Below are 24,828 nucleotides of genomic sequence, written 5' to 3'. Positions count from 1 at the left end.
GTGAAATCACGCACCATCGATCTCGTCGCGCCTTCTGGTTATCCGCAGGATCCGGCAGCCGTTGAGCGAGGCATCGGGCGATTGCGGGCGCAGGGCCATCGCGTCGAGAACGTCGAGGCGACGCGACGGCGCTTCCAGCGCTTCGGCGGCACCGACAGCGAGCGCGCCGCCGATCTCAACCGCCTCGCGGACCCGTCGCGGCGGCTGCCGGACATCGTGCTCGCCGTGCGCGGCGGGTATGGGGCGTCGCGCATCCTGCATGGTCTCGATTACGACGGCCTGCGGCGGCTCGCCGATCAGCCGGTCGCGCTCGTCGGCCACAGCGATTTCACGGCGATCCAGTGTGCGCTCTATGCGCGCGCCGCCGTGAAGAGCTTCGGCGGCCCGATGTTCGCCGGCGATTTCGGCGCGGAGAACGTCAGCGCGTTCACGATGCACAACTTCTGGCAGGCCATTTCCCGGCCGAGCTTCACCGTGACGAGCCACGCGCCGCAGCGCCAGTCCGTCGACGTGACGGGCATGCTGTGGGGCGGCAACCTCGCGATGCTGGCGGCGCTGGTAGGCACGCCCTATCTGCCGCCTGTCGATGACGGGATTCTTTTCATCGAGGACGTGAACGAGCATCCGTTTCGCATCGAACGGATGATCTATCAGCTTCATCAGGCGGGCGTGCTGGGACGGCAGCAGGCGGTCGTGATGGGCGAGTTCTCGGGCGGACGCTTGTCGGAATACGACAACGGCTACACGCTCGACGCGATGATCGATCAGGTGAGGGCAGTGACGGGCGTGCCGTTCGTGACCGGCCTGCAGTTCGGGCATGTGGAGAATCTGCTGACGCTGCCGTTCGGTGCGACGGCGCATCTCGTCGCGACGGAGCGCGGCTTTACGCTCAAGATGAGCGACTATCCGCATCTCGCTTAACGCAGTAACTAAAGGCGCTCCCCGAGCGCCTTTATCCGAGCCATGACTTGCAACTAACCGTCTGTGTTTGCACCAACCAGAAACACAGTGCACCACGCCAGCGCCGAAATTGTCGACAAAAAAGTGCCGTCAATGCTGACAAATTTTATCTGAATCCGGCGAAAGCCCGGTCGTAAAAGGCGTTCGACCCGGTCGGTCACGTCCGAACGTCCCCTCAAGCCCGGAAATCCAAATTGAATTGTTGACAATCTTTATGTCGATTCTAAGATGTTCAACATGCAAGCGAGCACATCATGTCCGACACTAAACCGAGTGCTGCATCGAATGCTTCAGCCAGCGCGAATGCCGAGTCGATCGCCGAGAGCATCCGCGCCGCGATCCTCGAACATCGCCTGGCGCCAGGCGCGAAGCTGACCGAAGCGCAGTTGTGCGAAGTGTTCGATGTGAAGCGCGGTCCGGTCCGTCAGGCGCTCGGGCAGCTGGCGAACGAACGGCTCGTCGATCTCGAACCGAATCGCGGCGCGTTCGTCGCGAGTCCGTCGCTGCAGGAAGTGCATGAAGTATTCGAAATGCGCCGCATCATCGAGCTGGCGGTCGTCGAGCGGATAGGGAAGGGGCACGGCACGCGCCGGCTCAAGTCGATCAGCGCGACCATCGGACGTGAAAGGCGCGCGTTCGAGAACCACGATTTTTCCGCATGGATTCGCCTGTCGGGCGACTTTCATACGGAACTCGCGGCGCTCACCGGCAATACCGTGCTGTGCGATTGCCTGTCGGGACTCGTCGCGCGTTCTACGCTGATCTCGGCGCTGTACGAATCGCTCGGCAAGAGCTCGTGTTCCTTTGAGGATCACGAAGCAATTCTCGCCGCACTGGATGCCGGCGATGCTGCAAAAGCGGCCGCTTTGATGGCCCAGCATCTGCGGGATGTCGAATTGAAGATGCTCGAGCGGCCCGCACGCGGCGCCGTCGATCTGAAGGAAGTATTCGCGCGCCCCGGCGAACGCGAAAAGGCGTTCGGCGCATGATGCGCTGTATCACGACATAACGAACTGGAGACCGCGCTCGCAAGACGAGCGCGTGAAGAGACGCATGCGCGGCAGACGCAGCATGCGCAGCACTGAACAGAGCGCTCGCAAGAGCGTGCAATGAAAACGTCCATCGGCGGGCGAACAGGGCACACGTCCCGTTCGCTCTTGGCACGACGCCGTGAAGACTTCAGCAAATCCGAAGAATGCCGCGTGTGGCCGGGCGCTTGCCCGAACTGCCGAAGGTATCCGATCGACGCTTGTCGCCCGAGCATTTGCCGCTTTTCATTTCGCAAGCCGCCCATCCAAGGAGAGGTCATGGCTCAGTTCAGTGCAACGCCCGGCAGTTCCGCGCTGCCGCCGTATGAGAACCAGTACGACGGACAATCCCCCGCGCATGAGATCGGCATGCCCGCCGGTTACAGCGATCGCCTTTATAACGAAGACCTCGCACCCCTGAAGAATCAGACCTGGGGTGCATACAACATCTTCGCGTTCTGGATGTCGGATGTGCACAGCGTCGGCGGCTATGTGTTCGCGGGCAGTCTCTTCGCGCTGGGCCTGACGAGCTGGCAGGTGCTCATATCGCTCCTGATCGGCATCGGGCTTGTGAACGTGCTGTGCAACCTCATCGCGAAGCCGAGCCAGGTGGCGGGCGTGCCGTATCCGGTCGCGTGCCGCGCGACCTTCGGCGTGCTCGGCGCCAACATTCCCGCCGTGATTCGCGGGCTGATCGCGGTCGCGTGGTACGGCATCCAGACGTATCTGGCGTCAAGCGCACTCGTGATCGTCGTGCTGAAGTTCGTGCCTTCGCTGATGCCTTATGCCGATGTGCATCGCTATGGCTTCGTCGGATTATCGGCGCTCGGATGGGCGGGCTTCATGCTGCTCTGGGTGCTGCAGGCCGTGGTGTTCTGGCGCGGCATGGAGATGATCAAGAAGTTCATCGACTTCGCCGGTCCCGCCGTGTATGTCGTGATGTTCATTCTCGCGGGCTATATGGTGTGGCGCGCGGGCATCGGCAACATCGGGCTGAATCTGGGCGGCGTGAAGTATCACGGCATGGAAGTGGTGCCGGTGATGATCACCGCCATCTCGCTCGTCGTGTCGTATTTCTCCGGGCCGATGCTGAATTTCGGCGACTTCTCGCGCTATTGCAAGAGCTTTCGCAGCGTGAAGCGCGGCAATTTCTGGGGCTTGCCGGTCAACTTCCTCGCGTTCTCGCTCGTCACCGTCATTACGACTGCCGCGACCCTGCCGGTGTTCGGACAACTGATTACCGATCCCGTCGAAACCGTGGGCCGCATCGATCATCCGACCGCGGTGATCCTCGGCGCGCTCACGTTCACCATCGCGACTATCGGCATCAATATCGTGGCCAACTTCGTGTCGCCGGCTTTCGATTTCTCCAACGTCGCACCGCGTCTCATTAGCTGGCGCATGGGCGGAATGCTGGCCGCCACGGCGTCGATCTTCATTACGCCGTGGAATCTGTTCAACAACCCGGCTGTGATCCATTACACGCTCGACATTCTCGGCAGCTTCATCGGGCCTTTGTACGGCGTCCTGATCATCGACTTCTATCTGGTCAAGCGCGGCAAGCTCGTAGTGGACGACCTGTACACCACGTCCGAGAGCGGCAAGTACTGGTACACGAAGGGCGTGAATCGCCGCGCGGTGATGGCGCTGCTGCCCGCCGCAGTCATCGCGATTCTGTGCGTGATGCTGCCGTCGCTCGAAGGCGCCGCGAACTTCTCGTGGTTCATCGGCGCGGGGCTGGGCGCGGTGTTTTACTGGATGCTGGCAGACCGCAAGCGTGCAGCGCAAGGCGAATAAAGGAAGGAGACAGCAATGCGCATCAAACTCATCAACCCGAACACGACGCAGCGCATGACCGCTTCGATGGCCCGCTGCGCCCGTGAAGTCGCCGCACCGGGCACGGAGATCATCGCCGTCAGCCCGACGATGGGCCCGCCGTCCATCGAAGGGTACTACGACGAAGCGATCGCGTCGCTCGGCCTGCTCGCCGAAGTCGAGGCGGGCGAGCGGCAGGGCGTCGATGCCTACGTGATCGCGTGCTTCGGCGACCCCGCGCTGTACGCGGCCCGCGAACTGGCGCGCGGGCCGGTGATCGGCATCGCGGAAGCCGCGATGCACGCGGCGAGCGTCATCGCGCCGGGGTTCTCGGTCGTGACGACCTTGCAGCGCACGTGCGGCATGGCGTGGCATCTCGCCGAACGCTACGGCATGTCGCGCTTCTGCAAGAACGTGCGTGCGACCAACGTCGCCGTGCTCGAGCTCGACGAGCCGGGATCGGCGGCGCGCGCGACGATCGTCGACGAATGCCGGCGCGCGCTGGACGAAGACGGTTCGGACGCGATCGTGCTCGGCTGCGCGGGCATGGCCGAGTTCTGCCGCGAAGTCGAGGACGCGATCGGCGCGCCGGTCGTCGAAGGCGTCACGGCGGCGGTCAAGTGGGCGGAGGCGCTGGCGGCACTCAGGCTGCATACGGCGAAACGCGGCGACTTCGCTCGTCCGCTCGCGAAACGCTACGACGGCGTGCTCGCCGATTTCAGTCCGCGCTGATTGCCAATATCTGCGCCGCTGTATGGGCGCGTGCGGGCCTTTTCGCTACACTGAATCGTCGACAATCCGTTGTTCAACGCTCAGCTTTCTACGCCAGCCATGTCTCTTGATCCGAACTATCCGCGCGACCTGATCGGCTACGGCCGCCACCCGGTGCAGGCGAACTGGCCGGGACGCGCGCGCGTCGCCGTGCAATTCGTGCTGAATTACGAAGAAGGCGGCGAAAACTGCGTGCTGCATGGCGATCCCGGCTCGGAGCAGTTTCTGTCGGAAATCGTGGGCGCGGCGGCGTATCCATCGCGTCACATGAGCATGGAATCGATCTACGAATACGGATCGCGCGCGGGCGTCTGGCGCATCCTGCGCGAGTTCGAGAAGCGCGGCCTGCCGCTCACGGTGTTCGGCGTCGGCATGGCGATCGAGCGGCATCCCGAGCTGGGGAAGGCGTTCGTCGAGCTGGGACATGAGATCGCGTGCCATGGGTATCGGTGGATTCATTATCAGGACATGTCGCCCGAGCGCGAAGCGGAGCACATGCGGCTCGGCATGGAAGCGATCGAGCGCGTCACCGGCGTGCGTCCGCTCGGCTGGTACACCGGGCGCGACAGTCCGAATACGCACCGGCTGGTCGCCGAGTACGGCGGCTTCCTGTACGACTCGGACTACTATGGCGACGACCTTCCGTTCTGGATGGACGTCGAAGTGACGGGCGGCAAGACCGCCTTGCAACTGATCGTGCCGTACACGCTCGATACCAACGACATGCGCTTCGCCACCCCGCAGGGCTTCAACACGGGCGATCACTTCTTCACCTATCTGCGCGATGCCTTCGATGTCCTCTACGAAGAAGGCGACGAGGCGCCGAAGATGCTTTCCATCGGCATGCATTGCCGGCTGCTCGGGCGTCCCGGGCGATTCCGGGGACTGCAGAAGTTTCTCGATCACATCGAGAAGCATGATCGCGTCTGGGTGACGCGGCGCGTGGATATCGCGCGGCACTGGCGCGAGCATCATCCGTATCAGGGGAACACCGAAACCAAGGGCGAAACCAACAACGGGACGGCGGCATGAAAGCGATGCAAACCACACTCGAACAACTCAACGTCATGCCCGCCGATGCGTTCGTGACCGTGCTCGCGGGCATCTTCGAACATTCGCCCTGGGTCGCCGAGATCGCGGCGCAGCAGCGGCCGTTCGCGAGCATCGACGCGCTGCTTGCGGCAATGTCGCAGGCCGTCGAACAAGCCGGCGGCGAGAGGCAGCTCGCGCTCATCAACGCGCACCCGGAACTTGCGGGCAAGGCGGCGGTGCGCGGCGAACTGACCGCTGAATCGACGCGCGAGCAGAGCGGCGCGGGCCTCGACCTCTGCACGCAGGAAGAGTTCGACAAGCTGCAGTCGCTGAATGCGGCGTATCGCCAGAAGTTCGGCTTTCCGTTCATCCTGGCTGTGCGCGGCTACGACCGTCACGGCATCATCGCGAACTTCGAAGAGCGGGTGAATCACGACCGCGACGAAGAGCTTCGCACGAGTCTCGATCAGATCTACCGGATCGCCCGTTTCAGGTTGAACGACCTCATCGCGGCCTGATCCATTCACCCGTAAACCAAGGACGAAGACAATGGCAATTCCGACACTCGATCCCAACGCGCCCGACTTCACGCGCCGCTATGTGAACCTCGCGGACCCGCGTCTCGGCGCGCAGGCGCTCGAGGCGAGCGACGATTTCTTCGCGCCGAAGGAACGCATGCTGAACCCCGAGCCGGCCGTGTTCATTCCCGGCAAATTCGACGATCACGGCAAGTGGATGGACGGCTGGGAAACCCGCCGCAAGCGCACGACCGGCTATGACTGGTGCATCGTCAAGCTGGCGCGGCCGGGCGTGATCAAGGGCATCGACCTCGACACGAGCCACTTCACGGGCAATTTCCCGCCGGCGGCGTCGATCGAAGGCGCGCATGTCGCCGACGGCTCGCCGAACCAGTCGACGCAGTGGACCGAAGTCGTGCCGTCGACGACCCTGCAGGGCAACAGCCACCACTATCTCGATGTCAGCGCCGGGCAGCCGTTCACGCACTTGCGCGTGAATATCTATCCGGATGGCGGCATCGCGCGTTTGCGTGTGTACGGCCAGCCGCAACTCGACTGGCGCAACGCGGATCGCAACGAGCTGTTCGAACTCGCCGCGATGGAGAATGGCGCGTACATGGTCGGCACGAACAACCAGCACTTCGGGCTTGCCTCGACGCTTTTGATGCCCGGCCGGGGCGTCAATATGGGCGATGGCTGGGAAACGCGCCGTCGCCGCGAGCCGGGTAACGACTGGTGCATCGTCGCGCTGGCGCAGCCGGGCATCATCAAGAAGGTGGAAGTCGATACCGCGCACTTCAAGGGCAATTTCCCGGACCGCTGCTCGCTGCAGGCCGCGCACGTCACGGGCGGCACGGACAGCTCGCTCGTCACGCAGGCGATGTTCTGGCCCGTGCTGCTCGGCGAGCAGAAGCTGCAGATGGACAAGCAGCACTTCTTCGAATCCGAGCTTGCCGCGCTCGGTCCGGTGACGCACGTGCGATTCAATATCTACCCGGACGGCGGCGTGTCGCGCCTGCGTCTTTTCGGCACGCTCGCATGATGAAGAAACTCACTATCGAACCGCTGACGCGCGCTGCGTTCGAGCCTTTCGGCGATGTGATCGAGCTCGAAGGCGCCAAGCAGATTCCGATCAACCTCGGCACCACCATCCGCTTTCACGACCTGTGCAACGTGGACGTGACGGACGAGGGCGGCCGCGCGATCGTCAACCTGTTTCGCGGACAGCCGCGCGTGCTGCCATTCGAAGTGAAGATGCTTGAGCGGCATCCGCTCGGCAGCCAGGCCTTCGTGCCGCTCGACGACCGGCCGTATCTCGTCGTTGTCGCCCCCGCGGGCGATCTCGACGAATCGGAGATACGCGCCTTCGTCACGCGCGGCTGGCAGGGCGTGAACTATGCGAAGGGCGTGTGGCATCATCCGCTGCTCGCGCTCGACAAGGTGAGCGATTTCATCGTCGTCGATCGCGGCGGGGAAGGGCGCAATCTCAACGAGCAGGACTTGAGCGAATCGCTATGGCTGACGGATGAAGCGCTGCGGTAGGCGTTCATCCACCTGAAGGCATCACCCGAAAGACCGGCGCGCGCAACGCCGGTCTTTTTTGTTTGCGATGCGAGAACCCGCTACCATAGGCGGTTCCTTCTCCACGAGCGATGCCCACGATGCCCGAACGCATGATCGACCTGCGCAGCGATACCGTCACCCGTCCGAGCCAGGCGATGCTCGCGGCCATGTCCAGCGCCGAAGTCGGCGACGACGTCTGGGGCGACGATCCCACCGTCGTTCAGCTTCAGTCGACGCTCGCCGGGCGCACCGGCAAGGAAGCGGGCCTGTTCTTTCCGAGCGGCACGCAAAGCAATCTCGCCGCGTTAATGGCGCACTGCGCGCGCGGCGACGAGTACATCGTCGGACAGGCGGCGCACACGTACAAATACGAGGGCGGCGGCGCGGCGGTGCTCGGCAGCATCCAGCCGCAACCGATCGAGAATGCGCCCGACGGCTCGCTGCCGCTCGAGAAGATGGCGGCGGCGATCAAGCCGATCGACAATCACTTCGCGCGCACGAAGCTGCTGGCGCTGGAAAACACCATCGGCGGGAAAGTGCTGCCGTCTTCCTATGTCGATGCGGCGGCGAAGCTCGCACGCGATCGCGGACTGTCGATGCATCTGGACGGCGCGCGCGTGTTCAATGCGGCGGTTGCCTCGGACCGCCCCGTTGGCGAACTCTGCGCACCGTTCGATTCGGTGTCCATCTGTTTTTCCAAGGGACTCGGCGCGCCGGTCGGCTCGGTGCTCGTGGGTTCCAGGGCGCTGATCGATGCCGCCGCGCGCTGGCGCAAGGTGCTTGGCGGCGGCATGCGGCAGGCGGGACTGCTCGCGGCGGCGTGTCTGTATGCGCTGGACCATCACGTCGCGGGACTCGCGCAGGATCACGACAACGCGGCGCGTCTTGCCGCGGGGCTTGCGCAGATCGACGGCATCGTCATCCAGTCGCAAGCGACGAACATGGTATTCGCGCAGATTCCGCAAGCGCATTGCGAGCGGCTCGAAGCGTGGCTCAAAGAGCGCGGCATTCTCACGCAGATGCTTTACGCGTCGCGGTTCGTGACGCATCGTGATGTCTCGCGCGAAGATATCGATACGGTGATCGCTGCGGTGAAGCGCTACTTCGCGGCGCACTAACTGTCAATGGCATGACCGTGATGAACGATTCGAACATCACTACTCCTCTGACCGAAGACCAACTGGATCACCTATCGGCCTTTCTGGATAGCCCGCCCGGTGAAGTCATGAATCTCTAGCGGTCGACGGGTTCTTCGCTGCGCACATTCGCGGCCCGGAAGCCGTGCCGCCGTCCGAGTATCTGCCGCTAATCGGGGGCAAGGACATCGACTTCGCAGCCGACGAACGAGCGGAGCCGATGCGTGTACTGCTGATGCGTCACTGGAATACGATCGTGGACAGGTTCGTGCGCGCTGGCGAGCAGGGGTACGCCTTCGATCCGATCGTGCTTCAGCACGACGGCCGCACCGCACGCGCGAACGACTGGGTGGTGCGTTTCACGTACGGCATGCAGATCAGGATGGACGGCTGGCGTCCCCTGACGGAGGATAAAAAGAATGGCGGTGTGCTTGCGCCCTTCTTGTGACTCGATGAGAGCGGCCTCGAAGAAGACGGAGTCGGGCGTCTGGAGATGACTTCAGCGGAACGCGAAAGGATCATCGATGAGATGATCGCCCGCCTGCTATTCGTCTATCACTATTTCGAACCCTCCCGCCGACCGGGGACACGGGTCGGCAACATGCCGATGCGACGCGAGGAGCGGAAGATCGGCCGCAACGAGCCGTGTCCGTGCGGCAGCGAGGGAAAGTACAAGCACTGTTGCGGAGCGGGGCCGCAGACGCTGCACCAAGCGGCAATGCCCGCGTCTCGAGCGGGCATTGCCTTTCGGCGACGCTTACTGCACCGCGCCCCCACTGAACCACGCAGCGATCTTCTGCCGCTCGGCGTCGGTCATCTGCGTGACGTTGCCAAGCGGCATCGCCTTCAATGTCACCGCCTGCTGGTGCACGCGCTGTGCGTTCTGCTTGATCTCGGCGGGTGTATCGAGCACGACGCCGGCGGGCGCGCTGCCCATCATCGACGGATGCGCGGAGTGACACGTCGCGCAGCGTTGCTGGATGATCGGCTGAATGTCGGCGACCTTGATCGTCGGCGCGCCGGCGGCTTGCGCGACAGGCACGGTCGGCGCGGGCATCGTCCAGGCGAAGGCGCCGAGCACCAGCACGAGACCGGCGAGGGGCATGTACCACAGCACCTGTCCGCGATGCCGCATCACGAAGAACTGACGGATCAGCGCGCCCGCCAGCATGATGAGCACGAGGATCACCCAGTTGTACTTGTGCGTGTAGGTCATCGCGTAGTGATTGGACAGCATCGCGAAGACCACGGGCAGCGTGAAATACGTGTTGTGCACCGAGCGCTGCTTGCCGCGCTTGCCGTAGATCGCGTTCGGCGTTTCCCCCTTCAGCATCGACGCGACCATCTTGCGCTGCCCCGGAATGATCACGAAGAACACGTTGGCCGACATGATCGTCGCGAGCATCGCGCCCGTAATGAGATACGCCGCACGGCCCGAGAACACGTGACACGCGACGAACGCCGCGATCAGCACGTAAATGCCGACGCAGATGCCGAGCAGCTTGTCCTTCGTGCCGAGCAGACGGCACAGCGAGTCATAGACGATCCACCCAGCCAGCAGAAAGCCGATCGCGGACGCCACGGCGACCACCGGCCCCATGTCGAGCACGTTCTTGTCGATGAGATACGTGCTCGGCGACAGCAGATACAGCACGAGGAAGAGACCGAAGCCCGACATCCACGTGGTGTACGACGGCCAGAACGACCAGTGCAGGTTTTCGGGCATGTCCTGCGGTGCGACCGAGTACTTCTGCATGTGATAGAAACCGCCGCCGTGCACATGCCAGAAGTCGCCGAACACGCCGCGCCGGCGCGCGTTCGGGTCCTGCGGCGGTTTCAGGCTGTTGTCGAGTGCGACGAAGTAGAACGATTCGCCAATCCACGCGATCGCCACGATCACGTGCAGACAGCGCAAGGCCAGATTGAGCCAGTCGGTGATAAAGCCTTCCATGTACTCCTCCACTACCGATTCGTTATATGCACGTCGTGCTGGTCTTGATGATTAGCTGCCGCGATAAGTGCTGTACGCCCACGGCGAGACGAGCAGCGGCACGTGATAGTGCGCCGCCGCATCCGCGATGCCGAAGCGCAAGACCACGCGATCGACGAAGCGCGGCTCGGGCACGCGCACGCCGAGCGCCGCGAAGTAATCGCCTGCGTGGAAAACGAGTTCGTATTCGCCCGGCTGGAGTTCCGCGCCTTCGAGCAGCGGGGAATCGCAGCGGCCGTCGTCGTTGGTGAGCGTGGTCTTGATCGCGCGGCGGGTGTCGCCGGTGAGCGCGAGCAACTCGACTTTGATGTTGGCGCCGGGTCGGCCGTGCGCGGTGTCGAGGACGTGGGTGGTGAGCTTGCCCATTCGCATGTTCCTTGTGTTGTGCGATGTCCGGCTCGCGCATCGATCCAGGTCCGCACTGGGGAGTCGTGCGGCGGCGGCGGATCGAGGCTCCACGTCAGTGGCTACATACCCGTCGGCGTTGTCAGATGCGCGCCGTGTACAGCATTGTAGAAATTTGAGATGCGCCGTGCGCCCGCGATAAGAAAGATAATGCCGGGCGCATGTTTCGCATGGCGGCCGGTGACGACAGATGCGGCGCTCGTCAGCGCGATGCTACCTTCGCCAAAAATCGCGTACATATCGCGCGGCTGGCGACGACTATGACGGCTGACTGATTGCGGCGATGTTTTTGGCTGCGGACAGTGGCACGCATGCGCGTCCCGAAGACGGCGATCGAACGCTGGGTAACCGGGATTTATTGTCCTCATTCCTTGTTCGAACCGTCTGCGGAGAATCGATCGATGCCCACACTGCTAGTCAAGAACGCCCACATGCTCGTCACGATGGACGCGGATCGCCGCGAAATCGCCGATGGCGGGCTTTATATCGAAGACAACCGCATCGTCGCCGTCGGCCCGACGCGCGAACTGCCGCAAACCGCCGACGACGTGCTCGACATGCAAGGCCATCTCGTGATTCCGGGCCTCGTCAACACGCATCACCACATGTATCAGAGCCTCACGCGCGCCATTCCGGCCGCGCAGAACGCCGAGCTGTTCGGCTGGCTCACGAATCTCTACAGGATCTGGGCGCACCTCACGCCCGAGATGATCCACGTGTCGACGACGACCGCGATGGCGGAACTGCTGCTCTCCGGCTGCACGGCATCCAGCGATCATCTCTACATCTATCCGAACGGCAGCCGGCTCGACGACAGCATCGCGGCCGCGCGTGGCATCGGCATGCGCTTTCATGCGGCGCGCGGCAGCATGAGCGTCGGCCAGAAAGATGGCGGCCTGCCGCCGGATTCGGTCGTCGAGAAGGAAGACGCGATTCTGAAAGACTCGCAGCGCCTCATCGAGACCTATCACGACGCAGGCCGCTACGCGATGCTGCGCGTGGTCGTCGCGCCGTGCTCGCCTTTTTCGGTGAGCCGCGAATTGATGCGCGACAGCGCGCTGCTCGCCCGCGAACACGGCGTCTCGCTGCACACGCATCTGGCGGAGAACGTGAACGATGTCGCGTACAGCCGCGAGAAGTTCGGCATGACGCCCGCCGAATATGCCGAGGACCTCGGCTGGGTTGGCCACGACGTATGGCACGCGCACTGCGTGCAACTCGACAAGCCGGGCATCGAACTTTTCGCGCGCACCGGCACGGGCGTCGCGCACTGCCCGTGCTCGAACATGCGGCTCGCGTCCGGCATCGCGCCGATCCGAGCGATGCGCGACGCCGGCGTGCCCGTCGGCCTCGGCGTGGACGGTTCCGCATCGAACGACGGCGCGCAGATAGTCGCCGAAGTGCGGCAGGCGCTGCTGCTGCAGCGCGTCGGCTTCGGCCCCGACGCGATGACGGCGCGCGAAGCGCTCGAAATCGCGACGCTCGGCGGCGCAAGAGTGCTCAACCGTGACGACATCGGCGCGCTCGCGCCCGGCATGGCGGCGGACTTCGTCTCGTTCGACCTGTCGCAACCGGCGTTCGCGGGCGCGCTGCACGATCCCGTCGCGGCGCTGGTGTTCTGCGCGCCGTCGCAGGTCGCGACGAGCGTCATCGATGGAAAAGTGGTCGTGAAGGAAGGGCGCCTCGCGACGGTGGACCTTCAGGCGGTCGTCGAGCGGCACAACACGCTCGCGCGCGATCTCGCGAACCGCGCGCGATAACGCGAAAGCGTCAGGGCTGATCGATGAGCGAGCGCGTGGCTTCGGCGACGAGACCGCGAAGCCAGCGGACTTCATCGGAGTAGTGACAGCGCTCGTGCCACAACTGGTAGTACTGCATCGGCGGAAAATCGAGCGGCGCGGGCACGACCGCGAGCGGCAGAAACTTCGCGTAGTGGTCGGCGAAGAGGCGCGTGGTCGTGAAGACGAGGTCCGACTTGATCAGCACGTAAGGCGCGAGATTAAAGTAAGGCAGCGTCACGACGACATGGCGCTTCAACCGCTCGCGCGCGAGATGCACGTCGATTGCTCCGCGTTGCCCGACGGAGTAGGGCGTCGGCGCGAGATGCGGCGCGTTGAGGTACTGATCGAGCGTGAGGCCGCCGCGCTTGGCGAACGGATGCGTGTTGCTGACGAGACACACGATCTTGTCGACGAAGAGATTCGACAGATGCAGTTGTTCGGGCGGCTCCGGCCAGTTGCCGACGACGATATCGAGCTTGCCGTCCTCCAGCGCGAGTTCGTAGTCGAATGCCGGCCCGAGCGAATGGAATTCGAGCGTCGCGTTCGGCGCCGCCTGGCGAAACCGTTCGACGACGGTCGGCACGAACAGCACGTTCAGATAGTCCGGACAGCCGATGCGATAGCAGCGAACGGAAGTCGACGGATCGAAGTTGTGTTGCTGGACCTTGATGCGCTCGATTTCGCGCAAGGCGTTTTGCGTCGGCTCCAGAAGGCGCAGGCCGTACTCGGTCGGCACCATGCCGGACTTGCCGCGCACGAGTAGCGGGTCGCCGGTGATGTCGCGCAGCCGGCGCAGCGCGGCGCTGATGGCAGGTTGTGACTGATTGAGCTTGACGGCCGCGCGGGTGACGCTGCGCTCCATCAGCAGGGTGTGCAAGACGCGCAACAAGTACGTATCGATCGCCTCGCGTTGCTGACTCATGTTATCTCCACTATATGTTCTGGCTGATCGATGCAGGGGTGCACCATATCATTTTTAATATGACGCGGACGTGACGTCAAGGTGTGGCTAACCCGCAAATATTGGCTCTGCGGGGAGCGGCGCATAATTTTGAGTTATCGACTTAGTGTCTCGAATTCTGTAAATTCTGCCCGCGGCATGAAAATGCGCGACGTTCCCAGGTTCGTTCGCTGTCGCGGTAACTTTTCCAGTCCGGCCTGCTCGGTGGCCGGACGCATCTCCTGAACTCAATGGGCGACGCCATTTCGAATTCGATGACGCCACCGCGCCTGGCGTTGTCCGGCATCAGCAAGCAGTACCCGTCCGTGCGGGCGAACGACGGCGTGAACCTCGTCGTCATGCCGGGCGAGATTCACGCCGTGCTCGGCGAAAACGGCGCGGGCAAGTCCACGCTGATGAAGATCATCTACGGCGCGGTGCGTCCGGATGAAGGCCAGATTCGCTGGCAGGGCGAAGCCGTCGAGATCGGCAGTCCGGCTGCGGCGCGCAAGCTCGGCATCGGCATGGTGTTTCAGCACTTCTCGCTGTTCGAGACGCTGACCGTCGCCGAGAACATCGCGCTCGCGCTCGACGACAAGTTCGACATGAAGGCGCTGTCGAAGCGCATCCGCGAGGTATCGGCGGACTATGGGCTCGACGTCGATCCGCAACGGCACGTTCACGGCCTGACGGTCGGCGAACGGCAGCGCGTGGAAATCGTGCGATGCCTGCTGCAGAATCCGCGTCTGCTCATCATGGACGAGCCGACGTCCGTTCTCACGCCGCAAGCCGTTCAGAAGCTCTTCACGGTCCTGCGCCGGCTGGCTGCGGAGGGCTGCAGCATCCTCTATATCAGCCACAAGCTCGACGAGATCCAGTCGCTTTGCGAGAACGCCACCGTGATGCGCGGCGGCCGCGTGACCGGCAACGTCGATCCGCGCAACGAAACGCACGCGTCGCTCGCGCAGATGATGGTCGGCCACAGCCTGCCCGATTACACGCGGCGCGCGCATACGCCGGGCGATGTCCGGCTCGCGGTCAACGATCTGTCGGTGGCGAGTCCCGATCCCTTCGGCACCTCGCTGCAGAACGTATCGTTCGCGGTGCGGGCGGGGGAGATTTTCGGCATCGCGGGGGTCTCGGGCAACGGCCAGGCGGAGTTGCTCTCCGCGCTTTCGGGCGAGATTCGCGATCGTCACGCGCGGGCCGATGCCGTCGCGATCTGCGGCACGCCCGCCGCGCGTCTGACGGCGGGCGCGCGCCGGCGGCTCGGCTTCGCGTTCGTACCCGAAGAACGTCTCGGACGCGGCGCGGTGCCGGCCATGTCGCTCGCCGATAACGGCCTGCTGACCGCGCATCGCCAGGACCTGGTGCGCGGCGGCTGGATCAGGTCGAATGCGATGAAAGCATTCGCCGACCGCTGCATCGAGGCATTCGACGTACGGTGCGGCGGCAGCGGCGCGCTCGCGCAAAGTCTCTCGGGCGGGAATCTGCAGAAGTTCATCGTCGGGCGCGAGATTCTGCAGGCGCCGAAGGTGCTCGTCGTCGCGCAGCCGACCTGGGGCGTCGATGTCGGCGCAGCGGGTTTCATCCGCCAGCAATTGCTCGATCTGGCCGCGCGCGGCGTCGCTATCCTCGTCATTTCCGAAGAACTCGAAGAACTCTTCGATATCTGCGACCGGCTCGCCGTCCTCGCGCGCGGCAAGCTCTCGCCGGTGCGCGCGACGGGCGAAACCAATGCCGAGGAAATCGGCCTCTTCATGGCAGGCCTCTTCGACGGCAAACGCTCGGCCGCCGCCGAACCCGACTCCCTGAGCCACAAAGCATGATCTTTCCCTATCGACTCGAAGCGCGCCCGACGCCGTCGCGCGTCATGCAGCTTGCCGTGCCGGTGGTCGCCGCGGTGACCACGCTCGTCATCGGCTTCCTGATTTTCAGCGTGGTCGGGCAGGACCCGCTGCGCGCGATGCACGCGTTCTTCATCGAACCGCTGTCGAACGTGAACGGCTGGTCGGAGCTCGTGCTGAAGGCGTCGCCGCTGTGCCTGATCGGGCTCGGGCTCGCGGTCGGGTATCGCGCGAACGTGTGGAACATCGGCGCGGAAGGGCAGATGCTGCTCGGCGGGATCGTCGCGGGCGGCATTGCGATCCACGCCGGCGATGCCTCCGGCTGGTGGACGCTGCCCCTGATGATGGCGGGCGGCGTCGCGGGCGGCATGGCCTGGGCCGCGATTCCCGCATTGCTCAAGAGCCGCTTCAACACCAACGAGATTCTCACGAGCCTGATGCTCACCTATGTCGCGACCCAGTTGCTGATCTACCTGGTGAGCGGCCCCTGGCGCGACCCGGAAGGCATGAACTTCCCGATCTCCGCGATGTTCGCCGACGATGCGCTTTTCCCGCGACTCTACGGCGACTGGCACTGGACCTGGCTCAAGGGCACGCGCATCAACGCCTCGGTGTTTCTCGCGGCGATCGCGGTCCCGCTCGTGTGGCTTTTCATGCGCAAGAGCTTCGCGGGCTTCCGGATGAACGTCGGCGGTCTCGCGCCGCTCGCCGCGCGCTACGCGGGCTTCTCCGACAAGAAGACGGTCTGGACGTCGCTGCTCTTGTCAGGCGGCCTCGCGGGCCTCGCGGGCATGGGCGAAGTCGCCGGTCCGATCGGGCAGCTTCAGGCGAGTTGGTCGCCGGGCTATGGCTTCACGGCGATCATCGTGGTGTTCGTCGGGCGGCTGCATCCGGTCGGCATCGTGCTCGCCAGTTTGCTGATGGCGCTGCTCTACCTCGGCGGCGAAGCGGTGCAAACGTCGCTGCAACTGCCGCAGGCGCTGGCGGGCGTGTTTCAGGGGCTGCTGCTGTTCTGCCTGCTCGGCTGCGATCTCTTCGTCAATTACCGCATCCGGCGTCGCACGCCCGCGCATTACGTCGCTTAAGAGAGAGACAGATGGACATCAATCAAGCCAGCAATCTCGCATCGAGTGCGGTCGTCGCGGCGATCCCGCTGATGTTCGCGGGCGCGGGCGAACTCGTCGCGGAGAAATCGGGCGTGCTCAATCTCGGCGTCGAGGGAATGATGCTGATGGGCGCAGTCACCGGCTACGCGGTCACGGCGATGACCGGCAGCCCGTGGCTAGGCATCGGCGCCTCGGTGTTCGCCGGACTCGCGATGGCGCTGCTTTTCGGCTTTCTCACCATCACGATGCTCGCCAATCAGGTCGCGACGGGCCTGTCGCTCACGATCTTCGGCATCGGTTTCTCGGCGTATGTCGGCAAGCCGTACACGTCGGCGGCGGTGCGCGCCAGTATCGACGTCATGCCGATTCCGGCACTCTCCGGCATTCCCGTGCTCGGGCCCGCAATCTTCTCGCTGACGCCGCTCGGCTATCTCGCGTTCGCGATGTTCGCGCTGATCGGCTGGTTTCTGTACAAGACGCGCGCCGGGCTCGTGCTGCGCTCGGTCGGCGAATCGCCGGCGGTCGCGCATTCGGTCGGCTTTCCGGTCGTCGGCGTGCGCTACGGCGCGACGCTCTTCGGCGGCGCGATGGCCGGCATCGCCGGCGGCTACTACTCGATCGTTTATCTGCACGTCTGGCAGGAGCAACTGACGTCGGGGCGCGGCTGGATCGCGCTCGCGCTCGTCGTCTTCGCGACGTGGCGGCCGGGGCGGCTGCTCATCGGCGCGCTGCTCTTCGGCGCGGTGATGGCGCTGCAGTTCTACGCGCAGGCCATCGGCGTGCCGGTGCCCACGCAGTTCCTCGCGATGCTGCCGTATCTCGCGACGATCGTCGTGCTCGTGCTGATCTCGCGTAACCCGAACACGATCAAGCTCAACGCGCCGGCATCGCTCGGCAAGCCGTTTTTCGCGGCGAGCTGATGCGCGCCGGCTCTGGGTTCTTTGCGTTCGGTTTTTTGCATGCTTTCTTTGCATGCAGTCATTGCATGCATCACGCAACATGCAGAACCAGCCCCGAACGATCACGCGCGGCGCTGTTGCTCGCAAGCGGCACCGCGCCCGCCGAGCCTGCCGCCGCTTTTTGACCGCCGACACTCAGGCGAACCGTTTTCTGTTTTGCATACAACATCCAAAAGGAGAATCACGCAATGAATAGAGCAGGACTGAAGGCGATCGCGGCCACGGTCGCGCTGTCCGCGACGCTCGCGGCGGCGAGCGCACATGCCGCCGATGCGCCCGGCGTCGCGTTCGTTTATATCGGCAATCCGGGCGATGCCGGCTGGACGTTCGCGCACGACGCCGGCACGAAGGAAGCGGAAGCGAAGTTCGGCAACAAGATCAAGATCACGCGAGTCGAGAACGTGCCGGAATCGGCGGATTCGGAGCGCGTATTCCGTGACCTGGCGAACAAGGGCAACAAGATCATCTTCGCTACCAGCTTCGGGTATCAGGACTTCGCGCTGAAGGTGGCGAAGGACTTTCCGGACACGGTTTTCCTGTCGGCGACCGGCTTCAAGAAGGCGAAGAACTTCGGCACGTACGACGTGCGGATGTATCAGGGTGCGTACCTCGCGGGCGTGGCCGCGGGCTATGTGACGAAGACGAACACGCTCGGCTTCGTCGCGTCCGTGCCGATTCCCGAAGTGGTGCGCAACATCAACGCGTATACGATGGGCGCGCGTTCGGTGAATCCGAAGGTCCATACGAAGGTCATCTGGATCAATAGCTGGTTCGATCCGGGCAAGGAAAAGCAGGCGGCGGAAACGCTGATCGGGCAGGGCGCGGACGTGCTGCTGCAGAACACCGATTCGAACGCAACGCTCAACACCGCCAACGAGAAGCACGTCTATGCGTTCGGCTGGGACTCGAACATGAAGAAGTTCGGCCCGAACGCGCATCTCGGCTCGGTCGTCGCGCACTGGGGCGTGTACTACAACGACGTGATCCAGAAGGTGATGGACGGCAAGTGGAAGAACGATCCGGTCTGGCTCGGTATCCCGCAGAAGGCCGTCGATCTGGAAGACCTGAACAGCGGCGTGATCCCGGCGAAGGCGATGCAGGACGTCGCTGCGAAGCGCGAAGAGTTTCACTCGGGCAAGCGCGACGTGTTCACCGGTCCGATCAAGGATCAGTCGGGCGCGGAGAAGGTGCCGGCCGGCAAGACGCTGTCCGATCCGGAACTGCAGCGCATCAACTGGTACGTGGAAGGCGTGGACGGCTCGCTGCCGAAATAAGCGGCTGCCCGCACGATTCACCACAAACGACAAACCGCGCCTTCGAGGCGCGGTTCGTTTTTGCAGCGACTGAGCGTGACGCCCGGTTCAGTCTTCGATGCGCAGGCCGACCTTGATCGTCACCTGCCAGTGCAGCACCTGACCGTTCTCGACGTGTCCGCGCGTCTCCGTCACTTCGAACCAGTGCATGTTGCGCAACGTCTTCGATGCCTTCGCCAGCGCGACGCGCACGGCGTCGTCGCTCGATTGCGTCGACGAGCCGGTGAGTTCGATCTGCTTATAGACGTGTTCCGACATGATGTTCTCCTTGTGATGTGCCCGAAGCCGCACTGCAGCAAGTCACGCGCCACGCCAGAGAAACGCATTTGCGCGAACGCGCCGCGGCGTGCCCTGGCCAACGGGCCCCGACCGGTTCAAACCATCGAAAGAACTACCGCAGCGGACGCGAAGCCGCGTCGCCGGCATCCTGACGGCGCGTGCCGCGACGCGTGCGCGCTGACGCCGTGGCGCCGAATTCACTCAGGATCTGGGTGCGGGCGCGGCTTGCGAACACGAGAAAACCGAAGCCATTCGCCTCGTACCAGTAGCCGCCGTTCTCGAGTCCGTCGAGCGGCTGCTCCAGTGCGTTCGTGATGGACTCGACGCAGCGCCTGTGCAGCTCGTCGATGGCAGGATAGGGCGGCTGGGCGCCCCGCACGCTGCACAGCAGGACATCGAGTCCCGGCAGCACATGCGCATAGAGCACCGGTTCGTCCTGCGCGCGAGCGCGTGCAATCTTGGTATCCAGTTGACCGAACGGCTTGAAATGCCGCAGCACGGCGAGAAACGATTCGTCGCCATCGGCCTTCACGCGTCTACGCTTTTTCGGGAAGGACATAAAAATTCGCCTGAAAAAGAATTGCAGATAACGCAGCGTCCTCATGCGGCCACTCCCGTCTTGCGTGCCGCACGTCGATCTTTTATAGCGCATCGATGTGATCAGGTCACGGTGAATCGGGCCGTCCGGACGTGCGACCGGCTGGTTGCCGATACGCACCTGACGCGCACGAATCGTGCCGATGACCTTGGCGGCCCGCTGGTATCCCCTCGGCATGCCCCTGTGGGTGTCGATCTGACTTCTGTCTCAATAATAGACCTGCTGCTAGCCGCGCGAATAGCCTTCACGAAGAAAAAAGCGGGCGTGCGAACCAAGCGGCGCGTACGGAAGCTGTACGCGCCGCGACCCGTGAGCGAATCGAGGCGCCAGGGCGCCAATAAGGCGGGAATATCCGGCTAGACGCGCGGCGATTTCTTGAGTTCGTCGCGAATCTCGCGCAGCAGCAGCACGTCTTCCGGCGTGGCGGCCGGCGCTGTCTGCTCGGGCTTGCGCAGATTGTTGATGAACTTGACCATCAGGAAGATGATGAACGCGAGGATGATGAAGTTGATCAACACGGTGATGAACGAGCCGTAGCCGAACACGGCGACGCCCGCCGTCTGCAGGTCCTTGTACGAATCGGGATTGCCTTTGAAGGTCGGCGGTATGTTGCCGAGGCGGACGAACAGATTGGAGAAATCGAGGCCACCGGTCGCGAGGCCGACGACCGGCATGATCAGATCCTTCACGACGGAGTTCACGATCGTCGAAAACGCACCGCCGATGATCACCCCGACCGCGAGGTCCATCACGTTGCCCTTGAGAGCGAAGTTCTTGAATTCCTGGATCATGCTCATGCGGGCTTCCTCCTTTTGAAGTTCGAAACGATGGATATCGCGCCGCCGCGAGGCGTCGCAATGAGAAGTGCATCGAAGCGTGGCTTCGCCATGATAGTCAATCGAACCGCCAGCCGCCGATTCCGTGCCGCGACCGGCCGGGCCGCTAAGCCGCTTTCACGCGCCCGACGCTGATCGCCGCGCAAAACGCCGCGTGATCCGCCACCGTCTGCGCGCCGTAGCGTTCGGCCCACGTCGCATAGGCGGCGTCGAGCCGGTCGGAGCTTCCGCAATAGCCGGAAATGAGCGCGGCGTCCCCGCTGCGGGCGTGCGCGCGGGCGAGCAGCAGACCGAGGCACCAAGCGTAGAAGTCGAAGGTCGCGCCGTGGAGCCAGTCGACCGGAATCGAGCCGCGAATCTGCTTCATCTGGCGCACGTAGAAATCGCGGCCGGCGATGGTCGTCCAGCCGAGCAGCGCATCGGATGAGCTCTGCATCAGCCGCTGTCCATGCACGACACGTCTGCCCTGATGACGATACGGCTCTTCGAGCGGCGGCACGAAGGGCGCGGCGGCCGGTACGATGCCTTCCTTTACCTGTATGAAGAGCGGATCGCCGAGCGCGCGGCCGAGCATCAGCACGAGATAGGCGCGCGTGCCGACGCTTCCCACGCCGACCACGCGATGCGCGACATCGACGACGTCGTACCGTTCGAGCATGATTCGCCACTCGCCCGCGATGGTCTGCAGATAAGCCTTGAGGCCGTCGATCACGTGGTTCTTTTCGGCGGCGTCGAGCTTCGTGAGGATCGGCGGATCGACGATGAAGCGCCAGCTCTTGCCGACCGGCTCAGCCATCTTGGCGAGCATCGTCGCGTGCGAGCGTTTCATCGCCCGCTCGACGGTCTTCTCGACCGTGGCCTTCTCGTCGTCGGTGAGCACGGTCGGTGCATCGATGTGCAGCGCGCTCGCATACGATCGCATGTTCCAGAGCTCGTACGGGCTCACGCGCCAGAGCTTTTCCATCGACGTCCGATACGCCGCGCACGCCGAGCGCACCGCGCGCTCGCGCCCCGGCATGTCGACTCCATTCTCGCGCGCCGCGACGTTGATGCTCGCGGTCAGGCGCTTCAGGTCCCACTCCCACGGACCGACGAGCGTCTCGTCGAAATCGTTCAGATCGAAGACGACGTCCTGACGCGGCGTGCGAAAGAGCCCGAAATTATTGATGTGCGCGTCGCCGTCGATGATGACGTTGTGGCCGATGGACGGCGATCTGGCAAGGTCCCACGCCATCACGGTGGCCGACCCGCGCAGGAACGCGAACGGCGATTCCGCCATGCGCGCCATGCGCAGCGGCAGCAGGCGTTCCTGGCGCCCCGCGTTGCCCGCGAGCACGCGCTCGACGGGATCGGGCCGGTCTGGCTCAGGTTTCCATGCGGCGTGGGCTTCGAACGGGACCGCGTCGCGCAGCGCGCGGCCGGCCGCGCGGCTCTCGTCGGCGGCGCCTGTGGCGGTTGCCGTCGAAATGGAGGTGAGGCGCGTGGACAAAGCGTGTTCTCCTTCGGCGAGCGAAACGATTGATCGGGAGCATGCATCGCGCCAGCCGCGTCCGCCGGGCGGGTACGCGGCTTGCTCGACGTTGCTTCGATCGACGTAACACATAGCGACGCCAGGCCGGACCTAAGCCATTTCCGCCGTGCAACGCAGCTGACCTCTTTCCCGACGCCGTGCGCGTCACCTCATCCAACTATCATCTCATGCCGAACGAATATCGCATTGCCGAAGGCTCCCCGTTCCCGCTCGGCGCCACGTGGGACGGAAAGGGCGTCAACTTCGCCCTGTTCTCCGCGAACGCGACCAAGGTCGAACTCTGCCTTTTCGACGAGAAGGGCGAGAAGGAGACGCAGCGCATCGAACTTCCCGAGTACACCGACGAAGTGTGGCATGTCTACGTGCAGGGCCTCGCGCCGGGCGCCGTCTATGGGTATCGCGTGCACGGTCCGTATGAGCCGGAAGCCGGGCATCGCTTCAATCCGAACAAGCTGCTGCTCGATCCGTACGCCAAGGCGCACGTCGGCGAGTTGAAATGGGACCCGGCCGTGTTCGGCTACACGCTGAACGCGGAAGGCGACGATCTCACCTTCGACGAACGCGACAGCGCGCCGTTCATGCAGAAGTGTCAGGTCGTCGATCAGAATTTCACTTGGACGCATGCCACGCGCGTGCGTGTGCCGTGGGAGCACACCATCTTCTACGAAACGCACGTGCGCGGTTATACGAAGCGGCATCCGGCGATTCCGGAGCACATGCGCGGGACGTTCGAAGGGCTCGGCCAGAAGGAAGTGGTCGACTACATCAAGAGCCTGGGCGTCACGTCGGTCGAACTGCTGCCGATCCACGCGTTCGTGAACGACAGCTATCTGCTCGACAAGGGCCTCACGAACTACTGGGGCTACAACACGATCGGTTTCTTCGCGGCCGATCCGCGCTTCTTCGCGCGCGGCGCGGGCGTCGTCGCCGAGTTCAAGGAGATGGTCGACCGGCTTCACGAGGCCGGACTCGAAGTGATTCTCGACGTGGTCTACAACCACACCGCCGAAGGCAACGAACGTGGACCGACGCTGTCGTTCCGGGGCATCGACAACGCGTCGTACTATCGGCTGATGCCGGAGCAGGCGCGCTACTACATCAACGATACCGGCACCGGCAACACGCTCAATCTCTCGCATCCGCGCGTGCTGCAGATGGTCACCGACAGCCTGCGCTACTGGGTGACGGAGATGAACGTCGACGGCTTCCGCTTCGATCTCGCGACCATCCTCGGCCGCGAGCCGTACGGCTTCGACGAAGGCGGCGGCTTTCTGGACAGTTGCCGGCAAGACCCGATTCTTTCGAGCGTCAAGCTCATCGCGGAGCCGTGGGATTGCGGCCCCGGCGGCTATCAGGTCGGCGGCTTTCCGCCGGGCTGGGCCGAATGGAACGACAGCTATCGCGATACCGTGCGCGGCTTCTGGAAGGGCGACGAGGGCGAAGCGGCGGAACTGGCGAAACGCATCACCGCGTCGGGCGACAAGTTCAACAAGCGCGGGCGTCGTCCGTGGGCGAGCGTGAACTTCATCACCGCGCACGACGGCTTCACGCTCAACGATCTCGTCTCTTACAACGAGAAGCACAACGACGCGAACGGCGAGGACAACAAGGACGGCCACTCGGACAACAAGTCGTGGAACTGCGGCGTCGAAGGCCCGGCCGACGACACCGACATCCGCACGTTGCGCGAGCGCCAGAAGCGCAATCTGCTCGCGACGCTGCTTTTCTCGCAAGGCACGCCCATGTTGCTCGCCGGCGATGAGTTCGGCCGCACGCAGCAGGGCAACAACAACGCGTATTGTCAGGACAACGACATCAGTTGGGTCAACTGGGACATCGACGACGACGGCCGCGCGCTGACCGATTTCGTCCGCAAGCTGACGACGCTGCGCCATACGCTGCCGGTGCTTCGCCGCCAGCGCTTCCTCACGGGCGAATATCGCGAGGACATGGATGTCGCCGACGTGAAGTGGCTGAGCCCGAGCGGCGATACGCTCGCGCCCGAGCAATGGGACGATCCCGGCATGCGCTGCTTCGGGCTCGTCATCGACGGCCGCGCGCAGGCGACGGGCATCCGCAAGCCGGCATCGGACGCGACGTTGCTGCTGGTCGTGAATGCGTATCACGATGTCGTCGACTTCACGCTCCCGGATATCCCCGGGCCGGATCAGTGGAGCTGTCTGATCGACACGAACGCGCCGATCCGCGAGGAATTGCCGACGTTCGAAGCCGGCGATGTCTATCAGGTGACGGGCCGCTCGCTGCTGCTCTTCGCGCTTCAGGCGCGTGGCGCGACACAACGGATCATCGAGGGGCTGGAAGACGCGCTGACGGACGAAGTGCCGCCGGAGCAGGGCGAGAACAAGTCGGGCGGTTGAGCCGGGCGTCGATTGTTATGATGCGATCTTTGCAATCGCAGA

General features: G+C 63.9%; 23 protein-coding genes and 2 pseudogenes. 17 read left to right on the top strand and 8 right to left on the bottom strand.

The genetic code is table 11. The features are described 5' to 3' along the window. From ldcA to P9220_RS27060, 11 genes and pseudogenes are all read left to right on the top strand, one after another. A complete protein-coding gene (ldcA, locus tag P9220_RS11725; protein ID WP_309764999.1) occupies positions 1 to 921 on the top strand; it encodes a muramoyltetrapeptide carboxypeptidase in 921 nt (306 codons plus the stop codon). 293 nt (positions 922 to 1,214) lie between these two features. Beyond that, positions 1,215 to 1,949, top strand: coding sequence for a GntR family transcriptional regulator (locus tag P9220_RS11720; RefSeq protein WP_309764998.1), 735 nt, complete (start codon positions 1,215 to 1,217; stop codon positions 1,947 to 1,949). Between the two features lie 318 nt (positions 1,950 to 2,267). Further along, positions 2,268 to 3,785 carry an NCS1 family nucleobase:cation symporter-1 gene (locus P9220_RS11715; protein ID WP_309764997.1) on the top strand — a complete coding sequence of 506 codons (1,518 nt, stop codon included), beginning with the start codon at positions 2,268 to 2,270 and terminating at the stop codon, positions 3,783 to 3,785. Positions 3,786 to 3,800: 15 nt separating this feature from the next. Then, entirely contained in the window at positions 3,801 to 4,535 is a 735-nt protein-coding gene (locus tag P9220_RS11710; RefSeq protein ID WP_309764996.1) for an aspartate/glutamate racemase family protein, read from the top strand. Positions 4,536 to 4,634: 99 nt separating this feature from the next. Then, positions 4,635 to 5,606, top strand: a complete 972-nt coding sequence (gene puuE, locus P9220_RS11705) for an allantoinase PuuE (RefSeq protein WP_309764995.1) — start codon at positions 4,635 to 4,637, stop codon at positions 5,604 to 5,606. After that, positions 5,603 to 6,124 (top strand): 2-oxo-4-hydroxy-4-carboxy-5-ureidoimidazoline decarboxylase, encoded by a 522-nt coding sequence (gene uraD / locus P9220_RS11700; protein ID WP_309764994.1) that lies wholly within the window; start codon positions 5,603 to 5,605, stop codon positions 6,122 to 6,124. Before puuE ends, uraD begins: the two co-directional genes overlap by 4 nt. A 31-nt stretch (positions 6,125 to 6,155) precedes the next feature. Then, on the top strand, positions 6,156 to 7,166 hold the full coding sequence (gene alc / locus P9220_RS11695) for an allantoicase (protein ID WP_309764993.1): 1,011 nt from the start codon (positions 6,156 to 6,158) through the stop codon (positions 7,164 to 7,166). Beyond that, the gene (locus P9220_RS11690) at positions 7,166 to 7,666 is read left to right on the top strand and encodes an ureidoglycolate lyase (protein WP_309765475.1); all 501 of its coding nucleotides are present in this window, start codon (positions 7,166 to 7,168) and stop codon (positions 7,664 to 7,666) included. The genes alc and P9220_RS11690 overlap by 1 nt, the downstream gene beginning before the upstream one ends. 131 nt (positions 7,667 to 7,797) lie before the next feature. After that, positions 7,798 to 8,805, top strand: coding sequence for a low-specificity L-threonine aldolase (ltaE, locus tag P9220_RS11685; protein WP_309765474.1), 1,008 nt, complete (start codon positions 7,798 to 7,800; stop codon positions 8,803 to 8,805). Positions 8,806 to 8,935: 130 nt separating this feature from the next. Then, positions 8,936 to 9,271, top strand: a pseudogene (locus tag P9220_RS11680) (UPF0149 family protein); the annotation flags it as partial. Positions 9,272 to 9,316: 45 nt separating this feature from the next. Continuing rightward, positions 9,317 to 9,511 (top strand): annotated as a pseudogene (locus P9220_RS27060) (SEC-C metal-binding domain-containing protein); the annotation flags it as partial. A 69-nt stretch (positions 9,512 to 9,580) separates the two neighbouring features. Here the strand turns inward: P9220_RS27060 and P9220_RS11675 are convergent. The 3 genes from P9220_RS11675 to P9220_RS11665 all read right to left on the bottom strand — a co-directional run bounded on the left by P9220_RS11675 (position 9,581) and on the right by P9220_RS11665 (position 11,457). Further along, positions 9,581 to 10,774, bottom strand: coding sequence for a urate hydroxylase PuuD (locus P9220_RS11675; RefSeq protein ID WP_309764992.1), 1,194 nt, complete (start codon positions 10,772 to 10,774; stop codon positions 9,581 to 9,583). Positions 10,775 to 10,825: 51 nt separating this feature from the next. Next, positions 10,826 to 11,179, bottom strand: a complete 354-nt coding sequence (uraH, locus tag P9220_RS11670; RefSeq protein ID WP_309764991.1) for a hydroxyisourate hydrolase — start codon at positions 11,177 to 11,179, stop codon at positions 10,826 to 10,828. Positions 11,180 to 11,280: 101 nt separating this feature from the next. Further along, positions 11,281 to 11,457 carry a hypothetical protein gene (locus P9220_RS11665; protein ID WP_309764990.1) on the bottom strand — a complete coding sequence of 59 codons (177 nt, stop codon included), beginning with the start codon at positions 11,455 to 11,457 and terminating at the stop codon, positions 11,281 to 11,283. 162 nt (positions 11,458 to 11,619) lie between these two features. Here P9220_RS11665 and P9220_RS11660 point away from each other — a divergent pair, with 162 nt between their 5' ends. Next, positions 11,620 to 12,978: an 8-oxoguanine deaminase gene (locus tag P9220_RS11660; protein ID WP_309764989.1), complete on the top strand. Its 1,359-nt coding sequence runs from the start codon at positions 11,620 to 11,622 to the stop codon at positions 12,976 to 12,978. A 10-nt stretch (positions 12,979 to 12,988) separates the two neighbouring features. On the opposite strand, the gene P9220_RS11655 is transcribed toward P9220_RS11660, so the two are convergent. After that, entirely contained in the window at positions 12,989 to 13,921 is a 933-nt protein-coding gene (locus tag P9220_RS11655) for a LysR substrate-binding domain-containing protein (RefSeq protein ID WP_309764988.1), read from the bottom strand. A 269-nt stretch (positions 13,922 to 14,190) separates the two neighbouring features. Between P9220_RS11655 and P9220_RS11650 the strand changes: the two genes are divergently transcribed. The 4 genes from P9220_RS11650 (at position 14,191) to P9220_RS11635 (ending at position 19,125) form a co-directional block, all read left to right on the top strand. Next, complete coding sequence (locus P9220_RS11650) at positions 14,191 to 15,768, top strand: ABC transporter ATP-binding protein (RefSeq protein WP_309764987.1); 1,578 nt, start codon at positions 14,191 to 14,193, stop codon at positions 15,766 to 15,768. Continuing rightward, positions 15,765 to 16,871 (top strand): ABC transporter permease, encoded by a 1,107-nt coding sequence (locus P9220_RS11645; protein ID WP_309764986.1) that lies wholly within the window; start codon positions 15,765 to 15,767, stop codon positions 16,869 to 16,871. Before P9220_RS11650 ends, P9220_RS11645 begins: the two co-directional genes overlap by 4 nt. Positions 16,872 to 16,882: 11 nt before the next feature. Further along, positions 16,883 to 17,812: an ABC transporter permease gene (locus P9220_RS11640; protein ID WP_309764985.1), complete on the top strand. Its 930-nt coding sequence runs from the start codon at positions 16,883 to 16,885 to the stop codon at positions 17,810 to 17,812. A 227-nt stretch (positions 17,813 to 18,039) separates the two neighbouring features. After that, positions 18,040 to 19,125 (top strand): BMP family ABC transporter substrate-binding protein, encoded by a 1,086-nt coding sequence (locus P9220_RS11635; RefSeq protein ID WP_309764984.1) that lies wholly within the window; start codon positions 18,040 to 18,042, stop codon positions 19,123 to 19,125. Positions 19,126 to 19,212: 87 nt separating this feature from the next. Here P9220_RS11635 and P9220_RS11630 read toward each other — a convergent pair whose 3' ends face one another. The 4 genes from P9220_RS11630 to P9220_RS11615 all read right to left on the bottom strand — a co-directional run bounded on the left by P9220_RS11630 (position 19,213) and on the right by P9220_RS11615 (position 22,366). Beyond that, positions 19,213 to 19,422 (bottom strand): dodecin, encoded by a 210-nt coding sequence (locus P9220_RS11630; RefSeq protein WP_309764983.1) that lies wholly within the window; start codon positions 19,420 to 19,422, stop codon positions 19,213 to 19,215. A 133-nt stretch (positions 19,423 to 19,555) separates the two neighbouring features. Beyond that, complete coding sequence (locus P9220_RS11625; protein ID WP_309764982.1) at positions 19,556 to 20,047, bottom strand: hypothetical protein; 492 nt, start codon at positions 20,045 to 20,047, stop codon at positions 19,556 to 19,558. Between the two features lie 350 nt (positions 20,048 to 20,397). Then, a complete protein-coding gene (gene mscL / locus P9220_RS11620) occupies positions 20,398 to 20,838 on the bottom strand; it encodes a large conductance mechanosensitive channel protein MscL (RefSeq protein ID WP_309764981.1) in 441 nt (146 codons plus the stop codon). Between the two features lie 145 nt (positions 20,839 to 20,983). Further along, positions 20,984 to 22,366 (bottom strand): DUF2252 domain-containing protein, encoded by a 1,383-nt coding sequence (locus tag P9220_RS11615; RefSeq protein ID WP_309764980.1) that lies wholly within the window; start codon positions 22,364 to 22,366, stop codon positions 20,984 to 20,986. A 209-nt stretch (positions 22,367 to 22,575) separates the two neighbouring features. Between P9220_RS11615 and glgX the strand changes: the two genes are divergently transcribed. Beyond that, complete coding sequence (gene glgX / locus P9220_RS11610; protein WP_309764979.1) at positions 22,576 to 24,786, top strand: glycogen debranching protein GlgX; 2,211 nt, start codon at positions 22,576 to 22,578, stop codon at positions 24,784 to 24,786. Positions 24,787 to 24,828: the final 42 nt, after the last annotated feature.

Origin of the sequence: Caballeronia sp. LZ016 (assembly GCF_031450805.1) — a bacterium.
Classification (GTDB): Bacteria; Pseudomonadota; Gammaproteobacteria; order Burkholderiales; family Burkholderiaceae; genus Caballeronia.
Note: the sequence above shows the minus strand (reverse complement) of the source record. Positions and strands in the feature narration are given on the sequence as shown.

What these genes read in the sequence shown, in the direction of transcription:
- P9220_RS11645 (WP_309764986.1), top strand. Translation starts at nt 15,765, where the DNA reads ATGATCTTTCCCTATCGACTCGAAGCGCGCCCGACGCCGTCGCGCGTC.
- puuE (WP_309764995.1), top strand. Translation starts at nt 4,635, where the DNA reads ATGTCTCTTGATCCGAACTATCCGCGCGACCTGATCGGCTACGGCCGC.
- P9220_RS11715 (WP_309764997.1), top strand. Translation starts at nt 2,268, where the DNA reads ATGGCTCAGTTCAGTGCAACGCCCGGCAGTTCCGCGCTGCCGCCGTAT.
- glgX (WP_309764979.1), top strand. Translation starts at nt 22,576, where the DNA reads ATGCCGAACGAATATCGCATTGCCGAAGGCTCCCCGTTCCCGCTCGGC.
- P9220_RS11640 (WP_309764985.1), top strand. Translation starts at nt 16,883, where the DNA reads ATGGACATCAATCAAGCCAGCAATCTCGCATCGAGTGCGGTCGTCGCG.
- P9220_RS11710 (WP_309764996.1), top strand. Translation starts at nt 3,801, where the DNA reads ATGCGCATCAAACTCATCAACCCGAACACGACGCAGCGCATGACCGCT.
- P9220_RS11625 (WP_309764982.1), bottom strand. Translation starts at nt 20,047, where the DNA reads ATGAGGACGCTGCGTTATCTGCAATTCTTTTTCAGGCGAATTTTTATG.
- P9220_RS11655 (WP_309764988.1), bottom strand. Translation starts at nt 13,921, where the DNA reads ATGAGTCAGCAACGCGAGGCGATCGATACGTACTTGTTGCGCGTCTTG.
- P9220_RS11635 (WP_309764984.1), top strand. Translation starts at nt 18,040, where the DNA reads ATGAATAGAGCAGGACTGAAGGCGATCGCGGCCACGGTCGCGCTGTCC.
- mscL (WP_309764981.1), bottom strand. Translation starts at nt 20,838, where the DNA reads ATGAGCATGATCCAGGAATTCAAGAACTTCGCTCTCAAGGGCAACGTG.
- P9220_RS11650 (WP_309764987.1), top strand. Translation starts at nt 14,191, where the DNA reads ATGGGCGACGCCATTTCGAATTCGATGACGCCACCGCGCCTGGCGTTG.
- P9220_RS11675 (WP_309764992.1), bottom strand. Translation starts at nt 10,774, where the DNA reads ATGGAAGGCTTTATCACCGACTGGCTCAATCTGGCCTTGCGCTGTCTG.
- uraH (WP_309764991.1), bottom strand. Translation starts at nt 11,179, where the DNA reads ATGGGCAAGCTCACCACCCACGTCCTCGACACCGCGCACGGCCGACCC.
- P9220_RS11690 (WP_309765475.1), top strand. Translation starts at nt 7,166, where the DNA reads ATGAAGAAACTCACTATCGAACCGCTGACGCGCGCTGCGTTCGAGCCT.
- P9220_RS11660 (WP_309764989.1), top strand. Translation starts at nt 11,620, where the DNA reads ATGCCCACACTGCTAGTCAAGAACGCCCACATGCTCGTCACGATGGAC.
- P9220_RS11665 (WP_309764990.1), bottom strand. Translation starts at nt 11,457, where the DNA reads ATGTACGCGATTTTTGGCGAAGGTAGCATCGCGCTGACGAGCGCCGCA.
- P9220_RS11720 (WP_309764998.1), top strand. Translation starts at nt 1,215, where the DNA reads ATGTCCGACACTAAACCGAGTGCTGCATCGAATGCTTCAGCCAGCGCG.
- ltaE (WP_309765474.1), top strand. Translation starts at nt 7,798, where the DNA reads ATGATCGACCTGCGCAGCGATACCGTCACCCGTCCGAGCCAGGCGATG.
- P9220_RS11630 (WP_309764983.1), bottom strand. Translation starts at nt 19,422, where the DNA reads ATGTCGGAACACGTCTATAAGCAGATCGAACTCACCGGCTCGTCGACG.
- alc (WP_309764993.1), top strand. Translation starts at nt 6,156, where the DNA reads ATGGCAATTCCGACACTCGATCCCAACGCGCCCGACTTCACGCGCCGC.
- uraD (WP_309764994.1), top strand. Translation starts at nt 5,603, where the DNA reads ATGAAAGCGATGCAAACCACACTCGAACAACTCAACGTCATGCCCGCC.